Source organism: Streptomyces sp. NPDC048361, assembly GCF_040651795.1.
GTDB lineage: Bacteria > Actinomycetota > Actinomycetes > Streptomycetales > Streptomycetaceae > Streptomyces.
Map to the genome: position 1 here is coordinate 20,700 of NZ_JBEZKW010000032.1, position 12,665 is coordinate 33,364.

The window sequence follows — 12,665 nt, forward strand, 5'->3', positions numbered from 1 at the left end:
TCGCAGGTCCCAGGGAAAGGACGCACACCGTGGCACGACCGAGGATTCTCGTCGTAGGCGCCGGCTTCGCCGGGGTCGAATGCGTACGGCGTCTGGAACGCCGCCTCACCCCGGGAGAAGCGGAGATCTCGCTGGTCACGCCGTTCTCCTACCAGCTGTACCTGCCCCTGCTTCCGCAGGTCGCGGCCGGGGTGCTGACCCCGCAGTCGGTCGCGGTGTCCCTGCGGCGCAGCGCCAGGCACCGGACCCGCATCATTCCGGGCGGCGCCATCGGTGTGGACCCCAAGGCGAAGATCTGCGTCATCCGCAAGATCACCGGCGAGACACTCGACCAGCCGTACGACTACATCGTCATGGCTCCCGGCAGCGTGACCCGCACCTTCGACATCCCGGGCCTCGTCGAGCACGCCCGCGGCATGAAGACCCTCGCGGAGGCCGCGTACATCCGCGACCACGTCATCTCCCAGCTCGACCTCGCCGACGCGAGCGCGGACGACGACGAGCGGGCTTCGCGCCTGTGCTTCGTCGTGGTCGGCGGTGGATACGCCGGCACCGAGACCGCGGCCTGCCTCCAGCGGATCACCACGAACGCGCTCAAGCGGTATCCGCGGCTCGACCCGCGGCAGATCAAGTGGCACCTCATCGACATCGCCCCCAAGCTCATGCCGGAACTCGGCGACAAGCTCGGCAAGGTGGCCCTGGACATCCTGCAGAAGCGCGGCATCGAGGTGTCGCTCGGCGTCTCCATCGCCGAGGCGGGCGCGGACAAGGTCACCTTCACCGACGGCCGTGTCCTGCCGTGCCGCACCCTCATCTGGACGGCGGGCGTCGCCGCGAGCCCGCTCGTGGGCACCCTGGAGGCCGAGACAGAACGCGGTCGCCTCCTGGTCACGCCCGAGATGACCGTGCCGGGACTCGACGGCGTGTTCGCGCTCGGCGACGCCGCCGCGGTGCCCGACCTCGCCAAGGGCGAGGGCGCGTTCTGCCCGCCCACCGCACAGCACGCGATGCGCCAGGGACCCAAGGTCGCCGACAACATCGTGGCCGCGCTGCGCAACGAGCCGCTGCGGCCCTACGCCCACAAGGACCTCGGCCTGGTCGTGGACCTCGGCGGCCGTGACGCCGTCTCCAAGCCGCTCGGCATCGAGCTGCGCGGCCTGCCCGCCCAGGCGGTGGCGCGCGGTTACCACTGGTCGGCGCTGCGCACCAATGTCGCCAAGACCCGGGTGCTGACCAACTGGTTGCTCAACGCGGTCGCGGGCGACGATTTCGTCCGCACCGGCTTCCAGGCGCAGAAGCCGGCCACGCTGAAGGACTTCGAGTACACCGACGCCTATCTGACGCCGGAGCAGGTCCGCTCGCACACGGCGTCACTCACCGCACGAGGCTGAGGGGGCGGGCCGCACCGGCCGGGCCGCCGCCCGCCGCCTCTCCCGGGCCAGGCGGCGGCTGCCCGACGTGTACCAGTGGAGCGCGACGGCGACCGCGAGCGCGATCTCGACCAGGTCGCCGCCGTAGTACATGACCTCCGCGCCGGCCGCGAGATCGCCCGGCGCGAAGCGGGTGCCGGGCGGGGGAGCGGCGTACAGGGTCTTGGCGAGGACGGAGTGCGAGCCGCCCGCACCGACGAGCACGGCCGCCTTGAGGACCGTCCCGTGGCGGTGCGCCGGCGGGTCGAGCGCGCAGAGGGCGACCGAGAACAACAGCCCGGCCGCGAAGACGTGGACGTGCACCAAGACCGCGAGCCACGGCCGGTCGTGAGCGGCGGCGAACAGCGAGGTGCGGTACAGCAGCCACAGGCCGCCCACATCGAGCAGCGCGGCCGTCACCGGGTGCGCGAGCAGGGCGGCCGGCCGTGAGCGCAGCACGGCAAGGAGCCCGCGGTGGGGCGGCGGGGGCAGGGAGCGCAGGGCGAGCGTGACCGGGCGGGCCACGGCGATGAGCAGCGGGGCCGCCATCCCGGTGGCCAGATGCTGCACCATATGGGCCGTGAAGGGCCCGCTGGGAGGCGTGGCGAGCGCCGCCGCGATCAGGACCGCCGCGCCCGCCGCGCAGCAGATGTCCCGTACGGGCGGCCAGCGGTCCCCGCGGCGTCGGAGCCGGGCCGCCGCGAGCAGATACGCCGTCCCGCCGCCCAGCGCGATCCCCGCCGCGAGCAGCGCGGCCGCACCGGGCTGCCCATCCCCGTGCTGATGTGTAATCAACTCCCCACTCATGAGGGGGCGTTGACGTGTGCTGGGGTGTTGGCGTGCCGGGCGGACCGGAGCAGCAGGGCGCCGGCCGCGAGGAACACCACGGCGAGGATGTTCCAGGTGAGGTCGTACGGGGTGAGGTCGACGTGGTACCGGATCTGGTGCAGCCCCATCAGCTTGTGCTGGACGGTGCCGTCGTACAGCTGGAACCCTCCCGCGCCGGCCAGGACGCCCCCGGCCACCGCGCGTCCCGCGAGGGCCGCGCGGTGGCGCAGATCGGCGACCATGAACATTCCGATGACGACGGCGAACCAGCCGAAGGCGTGGAAAAGGCCGTCCGAGACCAGGCCGATGTCCGGCGTCGAGCGGTCGTAGAAGTGGTGCCAGTGCAGCAGCTGGTGGAAGACCGTCTCATCCACGAAGGCCGCGATGCCCACCCCGATGAGCACTCCGGACCAGGCCGAACGGGCACGGCGCGGACGGGCAGGGTACGGATGGGTTCGCGGGTGCTGCGGGGCAGGGGAAGAAGCGGGCGGAGTCGCCATCGAAGGCACGTCCTCGGGTGAGTCTGCGGGAGTCGGTCCGATCGCTGCGGGAGCTCGTACGGCGTGGAGCAGGGCACCCGGTCCTGCTGCCCGCACCGCTGTACGAACAAGCGTCCGGATCCGGCCTTCCTGGCCCCGTACGGCGGTGCCTTGCAAGGGTGTGGGCTCCCCCGAGGGGAAGACGGAACCAACCACCGGCGTTGTCCGGGAGCCGGCCGAAGCCGGGCCGGCCCGCGCATCACTGACGAAAGGACCCCCACCATGCCTCTCGACGGCGAGTACGAGCCGAGCCCCAGCAGGCAGGCGCGCGAGCAGGTCGAGGCCATCGAGCGATCAGGCGGCCGGGAAGGGATGACGATGCGCGGTATGCCCGTCATCATGCTCACGACGCGCGGCGCCAAGAGCGGCAAGATCCGCAAGACGCCCTTGATGCGGGTCGAGCACGACGGCCGGTACGCGGTGGTCGCCTCGATGGGCGGCGCGCCCAAGCACCCCGTCTGGTACTACAACGTCGTCGCCGACCCCCGGGTCGAGCTCCAGGACGGCACCGAGCGCTGGGACATGACGGCCCGTGAGGTGACGGGAGAGGAGAAGGCGCTGTGGTGGGAGCGGGCCGTCGAGGCCTACCCCGACTACGCGGACTACCAGAAGAAGACCGACCGCGAGATCCCGGTGTTCGTCCTGGAAGCGGTGGCGGGAGGCCACTGACCCGCCACCGAGCGGGGCCCCGCCGACCCGCCACCGGGCGGGGCCCCGCGGTCGGATGCCGAGTGGGGCCCCGCCCGGGCTCAGCCCGCCGTCGCCAGCGAGAGCGCGAACCGCCCGGCGTCATCCGTCCACCAGTGCGACGGTACGAACCCGGCGGCCGTCAGCTCGGCCCGTACCCCCTCCTCGCGGAACTTCGCGGACACCTCGGTGCGCAGCTCCTCGCCGGCTGCGAAGGAGACGGCCAGGTCGAGTTCGGGGATCTTCACCGTGACCTCGCGGCGCGCCCGCAGTCGCATCTCGATCCACTCCTCCTCACGGTTCCACAGCGCCACATGGTCGAAGTCGTCCGGGTCGAAGTCGGCGCCCAGTTCACGGTCGATGACGCTGAGCACGTTCTTGTTGAAGGCCGCCGTGACACCCGTCGCGTCGTCGTAGGCGCGGACGAGAACGGACTCCTCCTTCACCAGGTCCGTCCCCATCAGCAGCGAGTCGCCCGGCGCCATCAACTTCCGCACCGAGGTGAGGAATTCGGCGCGCTGCGCGGGCAGCAGATTGCCGATGGTGCCGCCGAGGAACGCCACGAGCCGGGGCCCCGGCGCCTCGGGCAGTTCGAGCACCTGCGTGAAGTCGGCGATCAGGGCGTGCACGCGCAGCCCCGGGTGGTCGGTGAGCAGGGCCTGCGCCGCTCCGCTGAGAGCGCTCTCGCTCACATCGACCGGCACATACGTGAGCGGCGCGGGCAGCGCGTCCAGGAGCAGCCGGGTCTTCTCCGACGATCCGGAGCCCAGCTCGACCAGGGTGCGGGCCCCGGTCGCCCCGGCTATCTCCGCCGCACGTCGGCCGAGGATCTCGCGCTCGGCCCGGGTCGGGTAGTAGTCGGGCAGGCGGGTGATCTCCTCGAACAGCTCGCTGCCCCGCGCGTCGTAGAACCACTTGGGCGGAAGGGACTTGGGTGTACGGGTGAGCCCGTGCAGGACATCGGCGCGCAGTGCGGCCCCGGTGGCGTCCTCGGGCAGGGTGCGGGTCAACTGGAACGGGCGCACTACTGGGGCTCCTTGAGGGGGGTGAGCTGGACATCGGTTCGGTCGGCGCGCAGCAGCGTGCGGTCGGGCACCTCGCGCCAGTGCGGATCGTCGTCGTACGGTTCGGAGGCGACGACGGTGGAGCGGCCGGGTGTGTGACGGAACCACAAGGTGTCGCCCCACGCGGTCGCGGTGATCGTCTCGCCGTCGGTGAGCAGCAGGTTCAGACGCGAGCCGGGTGCGGCGGCCGCCACATCCGTGACCGTGTCGGCCATCGCGTCGCCCGCCGCCTCGCCCCGGTCGAGGCGGTGCAGCACCAGCGCCCAGACGAACGCGGAGTCACACCGGGCCTCCAGGCCGAGCAGCGCCCGCGCGGGCAGGCGCTCGGCGAGCGGGGCCGCGCTGCGCGGCCACTCGCGTACGGCGCCGTTGTGGCTGAACAGCAGGCGCCCCGCGGAGAACGGCGCGGCCGCCGCCTCGCCGTCGGCCCCCGCCTCGGTGGCGTCCCGCACTGCCGCGAGCAGCGCTTCGGTGCGCACCACCCGGGCGAGGTCGGCGAAGTTGGGGTCCGCCCAGATGGGGCCGGTGCGCCGGTAGCGCGCGGGTACCGGATCGTCCCCGGCGTACCAGCCGACGCCGAAGCCGTCGGCGTTGACCGTGCCGTAGCGCTGACGGCGGGGCGCCCACGACTGCCGGTAGAGGCCGTCGGCAGGCCGCACGAGCAGCTCAGCGAGCGTCAACGGCACGCCCACGTAGGCGATATGACGGCACATCAGTCCGCGTCCCTTGCGGTGCGGAAGCCCGCGAAGATCTGCCGCCGCACCGGCAGGTCCCAGTTGCGGAAGGTTCCCCGGCAGGCGACCTCGTCCACCGAGAACGCCCCGCCGCGCAGCACCTTGTGGCCGGGCCCGAAGAAGACCTCCGAGTACTCGCGGTAGGGGAACGCCACGAAGCCCGGGTAGGGCAGGAAGTCACTCGACGTCCACTCCCACACGTCGCCGATCAACTGCCGTACCCCCAGCGGTGATTGGCCATCCGGATACGCTCCGGCCGGCGCCGGGCGCAGATGGCGCTGGCCGAGGTTGGCGCGGGCCGGGGCCGGGTCGGCGTCTCCCCAGGGGTAGCGGCGCGAGCGGCCGGACGCGGGGTCGTGGCGGGCCGCCTTCTCCCACTCCGCCTCGGTCGGCAGCCGGCGCCCGGCCCAGCGGGCGTACGCGTCGGCCTCGTACCAGCTGACGTGCAGGACCGGCTCGTCGGCCGGGACCGGTTCGGTCACCCCGAACCTCCGGCGCAGCCACTGGCCGCCCTCACGCCGCCAGAACAGCGGCGCTTCAAGGCCGTGCTCGCGGACCATCGCCCAGCCGGCCGGCTCCCACCAGCGGCTGTCGCCGTAGCCGCCGTCCTCGATGAAGCGGAGGTAGGCGCCGCACGTCACCGGGGTCGTGTCCAGGTGGAAGGCGGGCACGACGCGCTGGTGCGCCGGGCGCTCGTTGTCCAGCGCCCAGGGCTCGGTGGAGGTCCCCATCGTGAAGGGGCCGCCGGGGACGAGTACGTCGGCGGGCAGGCCCTCGGTGGTGCCGGACGCGGGCTCCGGCGCGGTGAGCACGGCAGGTCCCCGCCGCAGCTGATGGGTGATCAGCATCGTTTCGTCGTGCTGCTGTTCGTGCTGGGCGATCATCCCGAAGGCGAACGCGGCGGCGGTCAGCGGACCGCCGTGCAGCGGGGTGCGCTCCAGGACGTCCAGTGCACGGCCCCGGACGTCGGCGGCGTAGCGGCGCGCTTCGGCGGGGGCCAGCAGCGGAAGAGTGGGGCGGGCGGCACGCGGATGCTCGAAGGCGTCGTACAGGGAGTCGATCTCGGGCCGGATCGCGTCCTGTCCGGCGACGGCCCGCAGCAGCCACTGCTCTTCCTGGTTGCCGATGTGGGCGAGGTCCCAGACGAGCGGGGACATCAACGGCGAGTGCTGGGCGGTCAGTTCGGGGTCGTCGACACTGGTGAGCGCGCCGGTGCGGGCGCGCGCGGCTGTGAGCGCTGCCAGGGCGCGTTGCCTGAGCAGCTCCGGGTCGGTCATGTGTGGAGGTCCTCCGGTGGGGCGGGCGAGGGTGTGTCGTCGGCCGGACATCGGCCCCGTACGACATAACGGTCGGTGAACGCGGCGACCCGGTCCTGGAGCGCGCGCGAGGCGCCGAGCCGGGGGAGCGCGTCGAGCGCCGCCGTGAAGCAGGCCGTGGCGGCCTCGCGCAGCTCGGGGTCGGCGAGCCCGTCACGGGCCGCCGACCGCCACAGCGCATTGCGCGGCGCCGGCCGCGAACCGGCCCGCTCCGCAAGGGGTTTGACGGTGCGGTAGGCGACTTCGGCCGCCTCCGGATCGTCGAAGAGCGCGCTGGTCACGGCGAGCGGAACGGTCCACCCGTCGTCGCCGGGCTGGGCGTCGATCATGCGCAGTTCCAGATGGCCGCGCGGCCGCACGGGCGGGAACAGGGTGGTCAGGTGGTAGTCGAGATCGTCCCGGGTGGGCGGTCGCGGCACCCCGGAGCGCAGCCACTGCCGGAAGGTGAGCCCCGGCGGCGCCGACCACGGGCCCGTTTCGGCGCGTACGCACATGACCGGGGCGTCCAGCACATGCGCGGCCCAGGACGCGCGCGGCGGGGCGTCGAGCGGCGGGGCGAGGGCGCACACCGGATCGAGGTCGGTCCAGTTGGCCTGCCGGGTCGAACGCCAGCCGGTCGACTCGCCCTCCCGCACGGGGGAGTTGGCGAACGCGGCGACCAGAACGGCGCCCAGCAGGTGAGCCATCAGCCAGCGGCGCCCGAAACCGAGCGGACCGGGCTCCTCGTACCCGGCGTCGATGCAGACCTGGACGGAGGCCGAAGAGCACATCATGGCCCGGCCGGCCGGCCCCGTGCGGTCGAGATGGGCCTCCATCGCCTCGTACCGCGGCTGACGCAGGATGCGCCGCGGGGGATGCCAGGGTTCCTGACCGAGGCCGACGAGGGCGAGCCCGTGCCCGCGCAGCGTGGCGCGCGCCGCGGTGAGGTCGGAGGAAACGCCGGAGACGCACTCCATGAGGGATGCGGCGGGCAGCGAGCTGAGCTCCAGCTGACCGCCGGGTTCGACGGTGAGCGCCGATCGCAGTCCCACTGTGCGCAAGGCCGCGTAGGCGGCTTCGAGACGCTCCTGCGGGACGCGGACGCGGGGCCGGTCCAGATCGTGGACCAGCCATTCCAGTTCCACGCCGACGGTGCGGGGTGGGCCCGTCTTGAAGCAGATGCCGCGCAGCAGATCGTCGGCCGCGGTCTCACTCAACTCCCGTGACGTCATGAGTGAAAGCCCACCTTCCCTGGGTCCGGTCAAACACATGCCGTCCCACCTAAGACGCCGCCGCCGCATCGCACAAGAGTGCCTCTTCGGACGGATATTCGTTTGCGGCGGTCTTCCGCGGACGCACACGATGCCTCTCATGAGTGCACCACTACGCGGGATCGCCCGCCACACGGTGGAGATCACCGACGGCGGCCGCTACCGGAGCGAGAACGGCCGCGACGTGTCGATCGCCGGGCCGGTGGCCGCCGCCCTCGCCGGCACCGCCCTGTACGGACCCGACCCGCTCGCGGTCACCCCCGGCCGGGACCGGGCGACCCGCGTCGAGGTCACCGGCGAGAGCAGCCTGGACGCGGCCCGCCGCATGGTGACCGGAAGCGAGGGCGAGCGCGATGCTGGGGCCGACGCTGAGCGCAGGGTCGCCGTCCTCACCTTCGCCTCCGCCCGTAACCCCGGCGGCGGCTTCCTCAACGGTGCCCAGGCCCAGGAGGAAGCGCTCTGCCGGTCCTCCGCGCTGTACGCCACGCTGCTGCGCGCGCCGGAGTTCTACGCCCACCACCGCGAGGACCGCGATGTGTTCTACACCGACCGGGTCATCCACTCACCCGGCGTCCCGGTCTTCCGCGACGACCGCGGCCGGCTCCTCGACGAGCCCTACCGCGCCGGTTTCCTCACCTCGCCCGCGCCCAACGCCGGCGTGATCAGGAGCCGCACGCCCCACGACTCCCACCGCATCGGACCCGCGCTCGACGCGCGCGCCGAGCGGGTCCTGGAGACGGCGGTCCTGTGCGGCTACCGCCGTCTCGTGCTCGGCGCCTGGGGCTGCGGGGTCTTCCGCAACGACCCCGCACGGGTGGCCGAGGCGTTCCGCCGCCACCTCACCGGGGACGGCCGGTTCGCGGGCCACTTCGACGAGGTCGTCTTCGCGGTCCTCGACCGCACCCGCGATCGGGCCACCCTGCGCGCCTTCGAGGAGGCTTTCGCGCCCCGCGTACAGGGCCGGCCGCTCACCGCCAGCCGTACCGCTCCCGCAGCCGGTCCGCGACCAGTGTGAAGCGCGGCAGGTCGAGCGCGCACGCCTCGCGCCGCATGCCCCGCTCGTGCAGCCGCAGCACCCGGTCGAGGTCCACCCATGACTCGCGGCCCTCCCGGTCCCACGGTCCCACACCGATCGGCACCCATTCGCGGTCGTGGTCGTGGCGCTTGCTCGACAGCTGCACCGCGAGCACGGTGCCGGCGCCCTCGCGGGCCACCACGAGCACCGGGCGGTCCTTGCCGCGCCCGTCGTTCTCCTCGAACGGCACCCATGTCCATACGATCTCGCCCGGATCGGGGTCCCCGTCGCGGTCCGGGGCGTATCCCATGCGGACGGCGCCCACCTCGTGCGGGTCGGCCTCGGTGGTGGCCGTCGGGCCGCACTGGCCGGGCAGCGCGGGCCGTTCTGTCTGGTCGTCAAGGAATGCGGTCATCCGCACACGGTAGGACCTGGACGGCCCAACCCGTTGGGCGGGCACGCCGAGCGGGCCGCAGGCTCGGCACCATGGCCCTTCGCTCCGGCGCACTCGTGCGCCTCTCCGTGCTGTGCGCCGCCACGGCCCTGCTCACCGCACTCGTACAGCCCACGGCATCCGCCGACGCGCCGTTCCCGCCCTCCGCCGAAGCGTCACGGTCGCCATCCGCCGACGCGCCGTTCCCGCCCTCCGCCGAAGCGTCACGGTCGCCATCCGCCGAAGAACCGTTCCCGCCCTCCGCCGAAGCGTCACGGTCGCCATCCGACGCGCCGCTCCCGCGCACCGTCTCCGGGTGGCTCCCGTACTGGGACCAGGAGGGCGCCTACGCGGACGCGTTGCGCCACGCCGGCCAACTGCACACCGTCAGCCCGTTCTGGTACCAGGCGAAGGCCGCGGACCGGATCGACGGCCACCCGGGGGCGGGAGAGAGCCGCATCATCGACGGGCTGCACGCCGCCAAGATCAAAGTCGTGCCGACCGTCATGGAGACGATGAAGCCCGGAGCACTCGCCGGCATCCTCACCGACCCCGCGCTGCGGGCCACGCACATCGACACCCTGATCGCGCTCGTGCGCAGCCGCACATACGACGGCATCGACATCGACTACGAGTCCATCGCGCCGACCGGCGACGCCGACTACCCCGCCGTACGGACCGCGTACGCGTCCTTCGCCTCTCAACTGTGCGAGAAACTGCACACGTTGGGCAAAGTGTGCGTGCTCACGGTGTCGCCGCAGACCGCGACGACCGGCCGCATCTGGGACTACCCGGCGCTCGGCCGTGCCGCCGACACCGTCCGCATCATGGGGTACGACCTCCACTGGCAGGGCGGCACCGCGGGCCCGCTGGCGACCCCCCAGTGGTACGACGACATCCTGCGCCGCGCCACCACGCTGATCCCCGCCGCCAAACTGGAGATGGGCCTGCCCGCCTACGGCTGGGACTGGGTCACCGGCGGCGCGACCCGGCACGTCACCTGGCGGGAGGCCGAGGCGCTGCGCACCGCCAAGGGCATCCCCTACCACCTGGACCCCGAATCCCAGACACCCCACTTCACCTACGAGGAGAACGACGACGTGCGCCAGGTCTGGTACCAGGACGCTCAGGGCGTCGCCGCCGACCTGCCGGTGCTCCGCCGCTACGGCATCCGCACCACCACCATCTGGGCCCTCAATTTCGAGGACCCCCAGCTCTGGCCGGTCCTCGGCCGCGTGTGAACGCGTGAACCGGAATGTGAGGGTGTCGCCCCCAGGGGCGGCGCGGCGCGTAGTGGCGGCTGGTCAGCCGGGACCGTTGGACCTTCGGCCGAGGCGGCGCCACATCCGTGGTGGGGAACGCGTATTGAGGGCGGGGGAGCGCGGGGGATTGGATGGCGGGGTGGGGACCGGTGCGCGCGGGCGCTTCGGTACGGAAGGAAGCGCATGCCATCCATGCTCACGGGCTGCACGCCCTGGCCGGAGGAGTTCGCCGACCGGTACCGGGCGGCCGGGCACTGGCGCGGCACCACCCTGGACGACCTGCTGCGCGGCTCGGCCGACCTGCACGGGCCGCGGACCGCGCTCGTGCACGGCGGCGATCGCCTCACCTACGCCCAGCTGAACCGGCGCGTGGACCGTATGGCGGCGGCGCTGCGGATGCGCGGCCTGCGACCCGGGCAGCGGGCGGTCGTGCAGCTGCCGAACGTGCCCGACGTCGTGGTCGCCGTGTTCGCGCTGATGCGCGCCGGCCTGTACCCCGTGCTCTGCCCGCTCACCCGCCGCGGCCCCGAGGTCACCCAGCTCGTACGCGTCACCCAGGCCGTCGCCTACATCGGTCCCGGCATGCACCAGGGCTTCGACCACACCGCGATGTGCGCGGAGATCGCGGCCCAACGGCCTTTCCTGCGACGGGTGTTCACCTGGGAGGAGCCCGGCACCTCGTCGCCGTACGGGGGCCTGCGGACCGACCGGGTGGGCTGCCAGTACTCACCGCTGAACGTGCTCGACGCCGCGCCCGGCCCCGCGCTCACGCTCAGCGCCGACCAGGTGGCGTTCTTCCTGGTCTCCGAAGACGGTGACGGAACGCTCCGCCTCGTGCCGCGCACCCACCACGACTACGGCTACCAGGTGCGGGCCGCCGCCGAGTCCGTCGCGCTCACCGAGGACGACGTGTATCTCGCGGTGCTGCCCGCCGAGTCGCCCTTCGTCCTGGGCTGCCCGGGCATCGTGGGCACGCTCTCCGTCGGCGGGACCGTCGTTCTGGCCGACAGCCCCGAGCCCGCCGCATGCCTGGAGGCCCTCGCGCGTGAGCGCGTCACCCTCACCTCGGTGACCCCCGCCGTCGCCCGGCGCTGGCTCGCTCAACTCGGCTCGTACGACGGTGATGTGAGCTGCCTGCGGGTCCTCCAGGTCGGCGGGGAGAGCGTCGTCGGTGAAGTGGACGTTTTGGAGCGGGTCGTCGCCGAACGCGTCGGTCCCGAGCTGGGCTGCCGGCTCCAGCAGGTTTTCGTCATGGCCGAGGGGCCGCTCACGCTCACCCGGCCCGGCGATCCGGAGGCGACCGTGTTCGCCACCCGGGGCCGTCCGCTCTCGCCCGCCGACGAGCTCCGCGTCGTCGGCCCGGACGGCGACGACGTGCCCGTGGGGGAGCGGGGCGAACTCCTCGCCCGCGGCCCGTTCACGGTGCGCGGCCACTACCGGGCGCCCGGCCACAACGAGCGGCGCTTCACCCCGGACGGCTACTTCCGCACCGGCGTCCTCGCCCAGCGCACCGTGGCCGGCGACCTTGTGTTGGCCGAGGGCTCTCACGGCGCGCCCGGCGTCACGGAGCGGGAAGGGGCTCGCCCGTCTCCAGGAAGGTCTTGAGGCTGGACAGGACGGTCGGCCACCCTTCGCTGCACATGCCGTGCACGACACCCCCCGGGTCGAAGTCGTGCGTGACGGTCAGTTTCACCTGCTCGTTGCGGGGCTCGACGGCGAACGTCACCGACGACCGCCGCTCGGCCGCGATCCGTGCCCGTACGTCCTCGCCGAGGCCGACCGATGCGGCCCATCGCGGGGTGAACGTGTGCCAGGTGTAGGCGAGTTGGCGCGGTGGATCCGCGACGAGGACGACCTGCTCGGGGTCGGCCACGGTGACGCCCGCCTGTGTCCACACCAGGGGTGAGCCCTTGGTCCAGTCGCTGTCCAGGCGCACGCCCCAGTACCGCTCGGTGAAGGCCGCTTCGGTCAGCGCCTGCCACAGCCGCTCGGGTGTGGCGCGGATGTAGGTGGCGTAGACGAAGGTCTTGCTGTTCACGGACTCTCCTCCAGTGGTCGACGGGCGCGCGGTCGACACTGGGCAGCCGGGGCCGGCACGTCAAACGCAGCGGGCCGTCCGGGTGCCGTC

At 72.9% G+C, this 12,665-nt stretch carries 13 protein-coding genes; 5 read left to right on the top strand and 8 right to left on the bottom strand.

All coding sequences use genetic code 11. The features are described from left to right. Positions 1-29: 29 nt before the first annotated feature. Positions 30-1,391, top strand: coding sequence for an NAD(P)/FAD-dependent oxidoreductase (locus AB0D31_RS19570; protein ID WP_362724428.1), 1,362 nt, complete (start codon positions 30-32; stop codon positions 1,389-1,391). Here AB0D31_RS19570 and AB0D31_RS19575 read toward each other — a convergent pair. Beyond that, positions 1,371-2,204 (bottom strand): cytochrome c oxidase assembly protein, encoded by an 834-nt coding sequence (locus AB0D31_RS19575; protein ID WP_362724430.1) that lies wholly within the window; start codon positions 2,202-2,204, stop codon positions 1,371-1,373. The genes AB0D31_RS19570 and AB0D31_RS19575 overlap by 21 nt on opposite strands. Before the next feature lie 8 nt (positions 2,205-2,212). Next, on the bottom strand, positions 2,213-2,641 hold the full coding sequence (locus AB0D31_RS19580; protein ID WP_362724433.1) for a DUF2243 domain-containing protein: 429 nt from the start codon (positions 2,639-2,641) through the stop codon (positions 2,213-2,215). A gap of 357 nt (positions 2,642-2,998) precedes the next feature. Here AB0D31_RS19580 and AB0D31_RS19585 point away from each other — a divergent pair, with 357 nt between their 5' ends. Continuing rightward, positions 2,999-3,445, top strand: coding sequence for a nitroreductase family deazaflavin-dependent oxidoreductase (locus tag AB0D31_RS19585; RefSeq protein WP_362724435.1), 447 nt, complete (start codon positions 2,999-3,001; stop codon positions 3,443-3,445). 80 nt (positions 3,446-3,525) lie between these two features. Here AB0D31_RS19585 and egtD read toward each other — a convergent pair whose 3' ends face one another. The 4 genes from egtD to egtA are packed head-to-tail and all read right to left on the bottom strand — an operon-like array spanning position 3,526 to position 7,788. After that, complete coding sequence (gene egtD / locus AB0D31_RS19590) at positions 3,526-4,488, bottom strand: L-histidine N(alpha)-methyltransferase (protein WP_362724437.1); 963 nt, start codon at positions 4,486-4,488, stop codon at positions 3,526-3,528. After that, positions 4,488-5,240 carry an ergothioneine biosynthesis protein EgtC gene (egtC, locus tag AB0D31_RS19595; protein WP_362724439.1) on the bottom strand — a complete coding sequence of 251 codons (753 nt, stop codon included), beginning with the start codon at positions 5,238-5,240 and terminating at the stop codon, positions 4,488-4,490. The genes egtD and egtC overlap by 1 nt, the downstream gene beginning before the upstream one ends. Beyond that, positions 5,240-6,538 carry an ergothioneine biosynthesis protein EgtB gene (gene egtB, locus AB0D31_RS19600; protein WP_362724442.1) on the bottom strand — a complete coding sequence of 433 codons (1,299 nt, stop codon included), beginning with the start codon at positions 6,536-6,538 and terminating at the stop codon, positions 5,240-5,242. Before egtB ends, egtC begins: the two co-directional genes overlap by 1 nt. Further along, positions 6,535-7,788 carry an ergothioneine biosynthesis glutamate--cysteine ligase EgtA gene (gene egtA / locus AB0D31_RS19605; RefSeq protein WP_362724445.1) on the bottom strand — a complete coding sequence of 418 codons (1,254 nt, stop codon included), beginning with the start codon at positions 7,786-7,788 and terminating at the stop codon, positions 6,535-6,537. Before egtA ends, egtB begins: the two co-directional genes overlap by 4 nt. Before the next feature lie 139 nt (positions 7,789-7,927). Between egtA and AB0D31_RS19610 the strand changes: the two genes are divergently transcribed. After that, positions 7,928-8,842: a TIGR02452 family protein gene (locus tag AB0D31_RS19610; protein WP_362724448.1), complete on the top strand. Its 915-nt coding sequence runs from the start codon at positions 7,928-7,930 to the stop codon at positions 8,840-8,842. Here AB0D31_RS19610 and AB0D31_RS19615 read toward each other — a convergent pair. Beyond that, positions 8,796-9,257, bottom strand: a complete 462-nt coding sequence (locus AB0D31_RS19615; protein ID WP_362724451.1) for a type II toxin-antitoxin system PemK/MazF family toxin — start codon at positions 9,255-9,257, stop codon at positions 8,796-8,798. The genes AB0D31_RS19610 and AB0D31_RS19615 overlap by 47 nt on opposite strands. 71 nt (positions 9,258-9,328) lie before the next feature. Between AB0D31_RS19615 and AB0D31_RS19620 the strand changes: the two genes are divergently transcribed. Together AB0D31_RS19620 and AB0D31_RS19625 are read left to right on the top strand one after the other, a co-directional pair. Beyond that, positions 9,329-10,516: a glycosyl hydrolase family 18 protein gene (locus AB0D31_RS19620; RefSeq protein ID WP_362724454.1), complete on the top strand. Its 1,188-nt coding sequence runs from the start codon at positions 9,329-9,331 to the stop codon at positions 10,514-10,516. A gap of 204 nt (positions 10,517-10,720) precedes the next feature. Further along, entirely contained in the window at positions 10,721-12,142 is a 1,422-nt protein-coding gene (locus tag AB0D31_RS19625) for an AMP-binding protein (RefSeq protein WP_362724457.1), read from the top strand. Here the strand turns inward: AB0D31_RS19625 and AB0D31_RS19630 are convergent. Beyond that, positions 12,099-12,575, bottom strand: a complete 477-nt coding sequence (locus tag AB0D31_RS19630; protein WP_362724460.1) for an SRPBCC family protein — start codon at positions 12,573-12,575, stop codon at positions 12,099-12,101. The genes AB0D31_RS19625 and AB0D31_RS19630 overlap by 44 nt on opposite strands. Between the last annotated feature and the right edge of the window lie 90 nt (positions 12,576-12,665).

Excerpts from the sequence above, each read along its gene's own strand:
- egtB (WP_362724442.1), bottom strand. The coding sequence starts at position 6,538 with ATGACCGACCCGGAGCTGCTCAGGCAACGCGCCCTGGCAGCGCTCACA.
- AB0D31_RS19615 (WP_362724451.1), bottom strand. The coding sequence starts at position 9,257 with ATGACCGCATTCCTTGACGACCAGACAGAACGGCCCGCGCTGCCCGGC.
- AB0D31_RS19620 (WP_362724454.1), top strand. The coding sequence starts at position 9,329 with ATGGCCCTTCGCTCCGGCGCACTCGTGCGCCTCTCCGTGCTGTGCGCC.
- egtC (WP_362724439.1), bottom strand. The coding sequence starts at position 5,240 with ATGTGCCGTCATATCGCCTACGTGGGCGTGCCGTTGACGCTCGCTGAG.
- AB0D31_RS19610 (WP_362724448.1), top strand. The coding sequence starts at position 7,928 with ATGAGTGCACCACTACGCGGGATCGCCCGCCACACGGTGGAGATCACC.
- egtA (WP_362724445.1), bottom strand. The coding sequence starts at position 7,788 with ATGACGTCACGGGAGTTGAGTGAGACCGCGGCCGACGATCTGCTGCGC.
- AB0D31_RS19625 (WP_362724457.1), top strand. The coding sequence starts at position 10,721 with ATGCCATCCATGCTCACGGGCTGCACGCCCTGGCCGGAGGAGTTCGCC.
- AB0D31_RS19585 (WP_362724435.1), top strand. The coding sequence starts at position 2,999 with ATGCCTCTCGACGGCGAGTACGAGCCGAGCCCCAGCAGGCAGGCGCGC.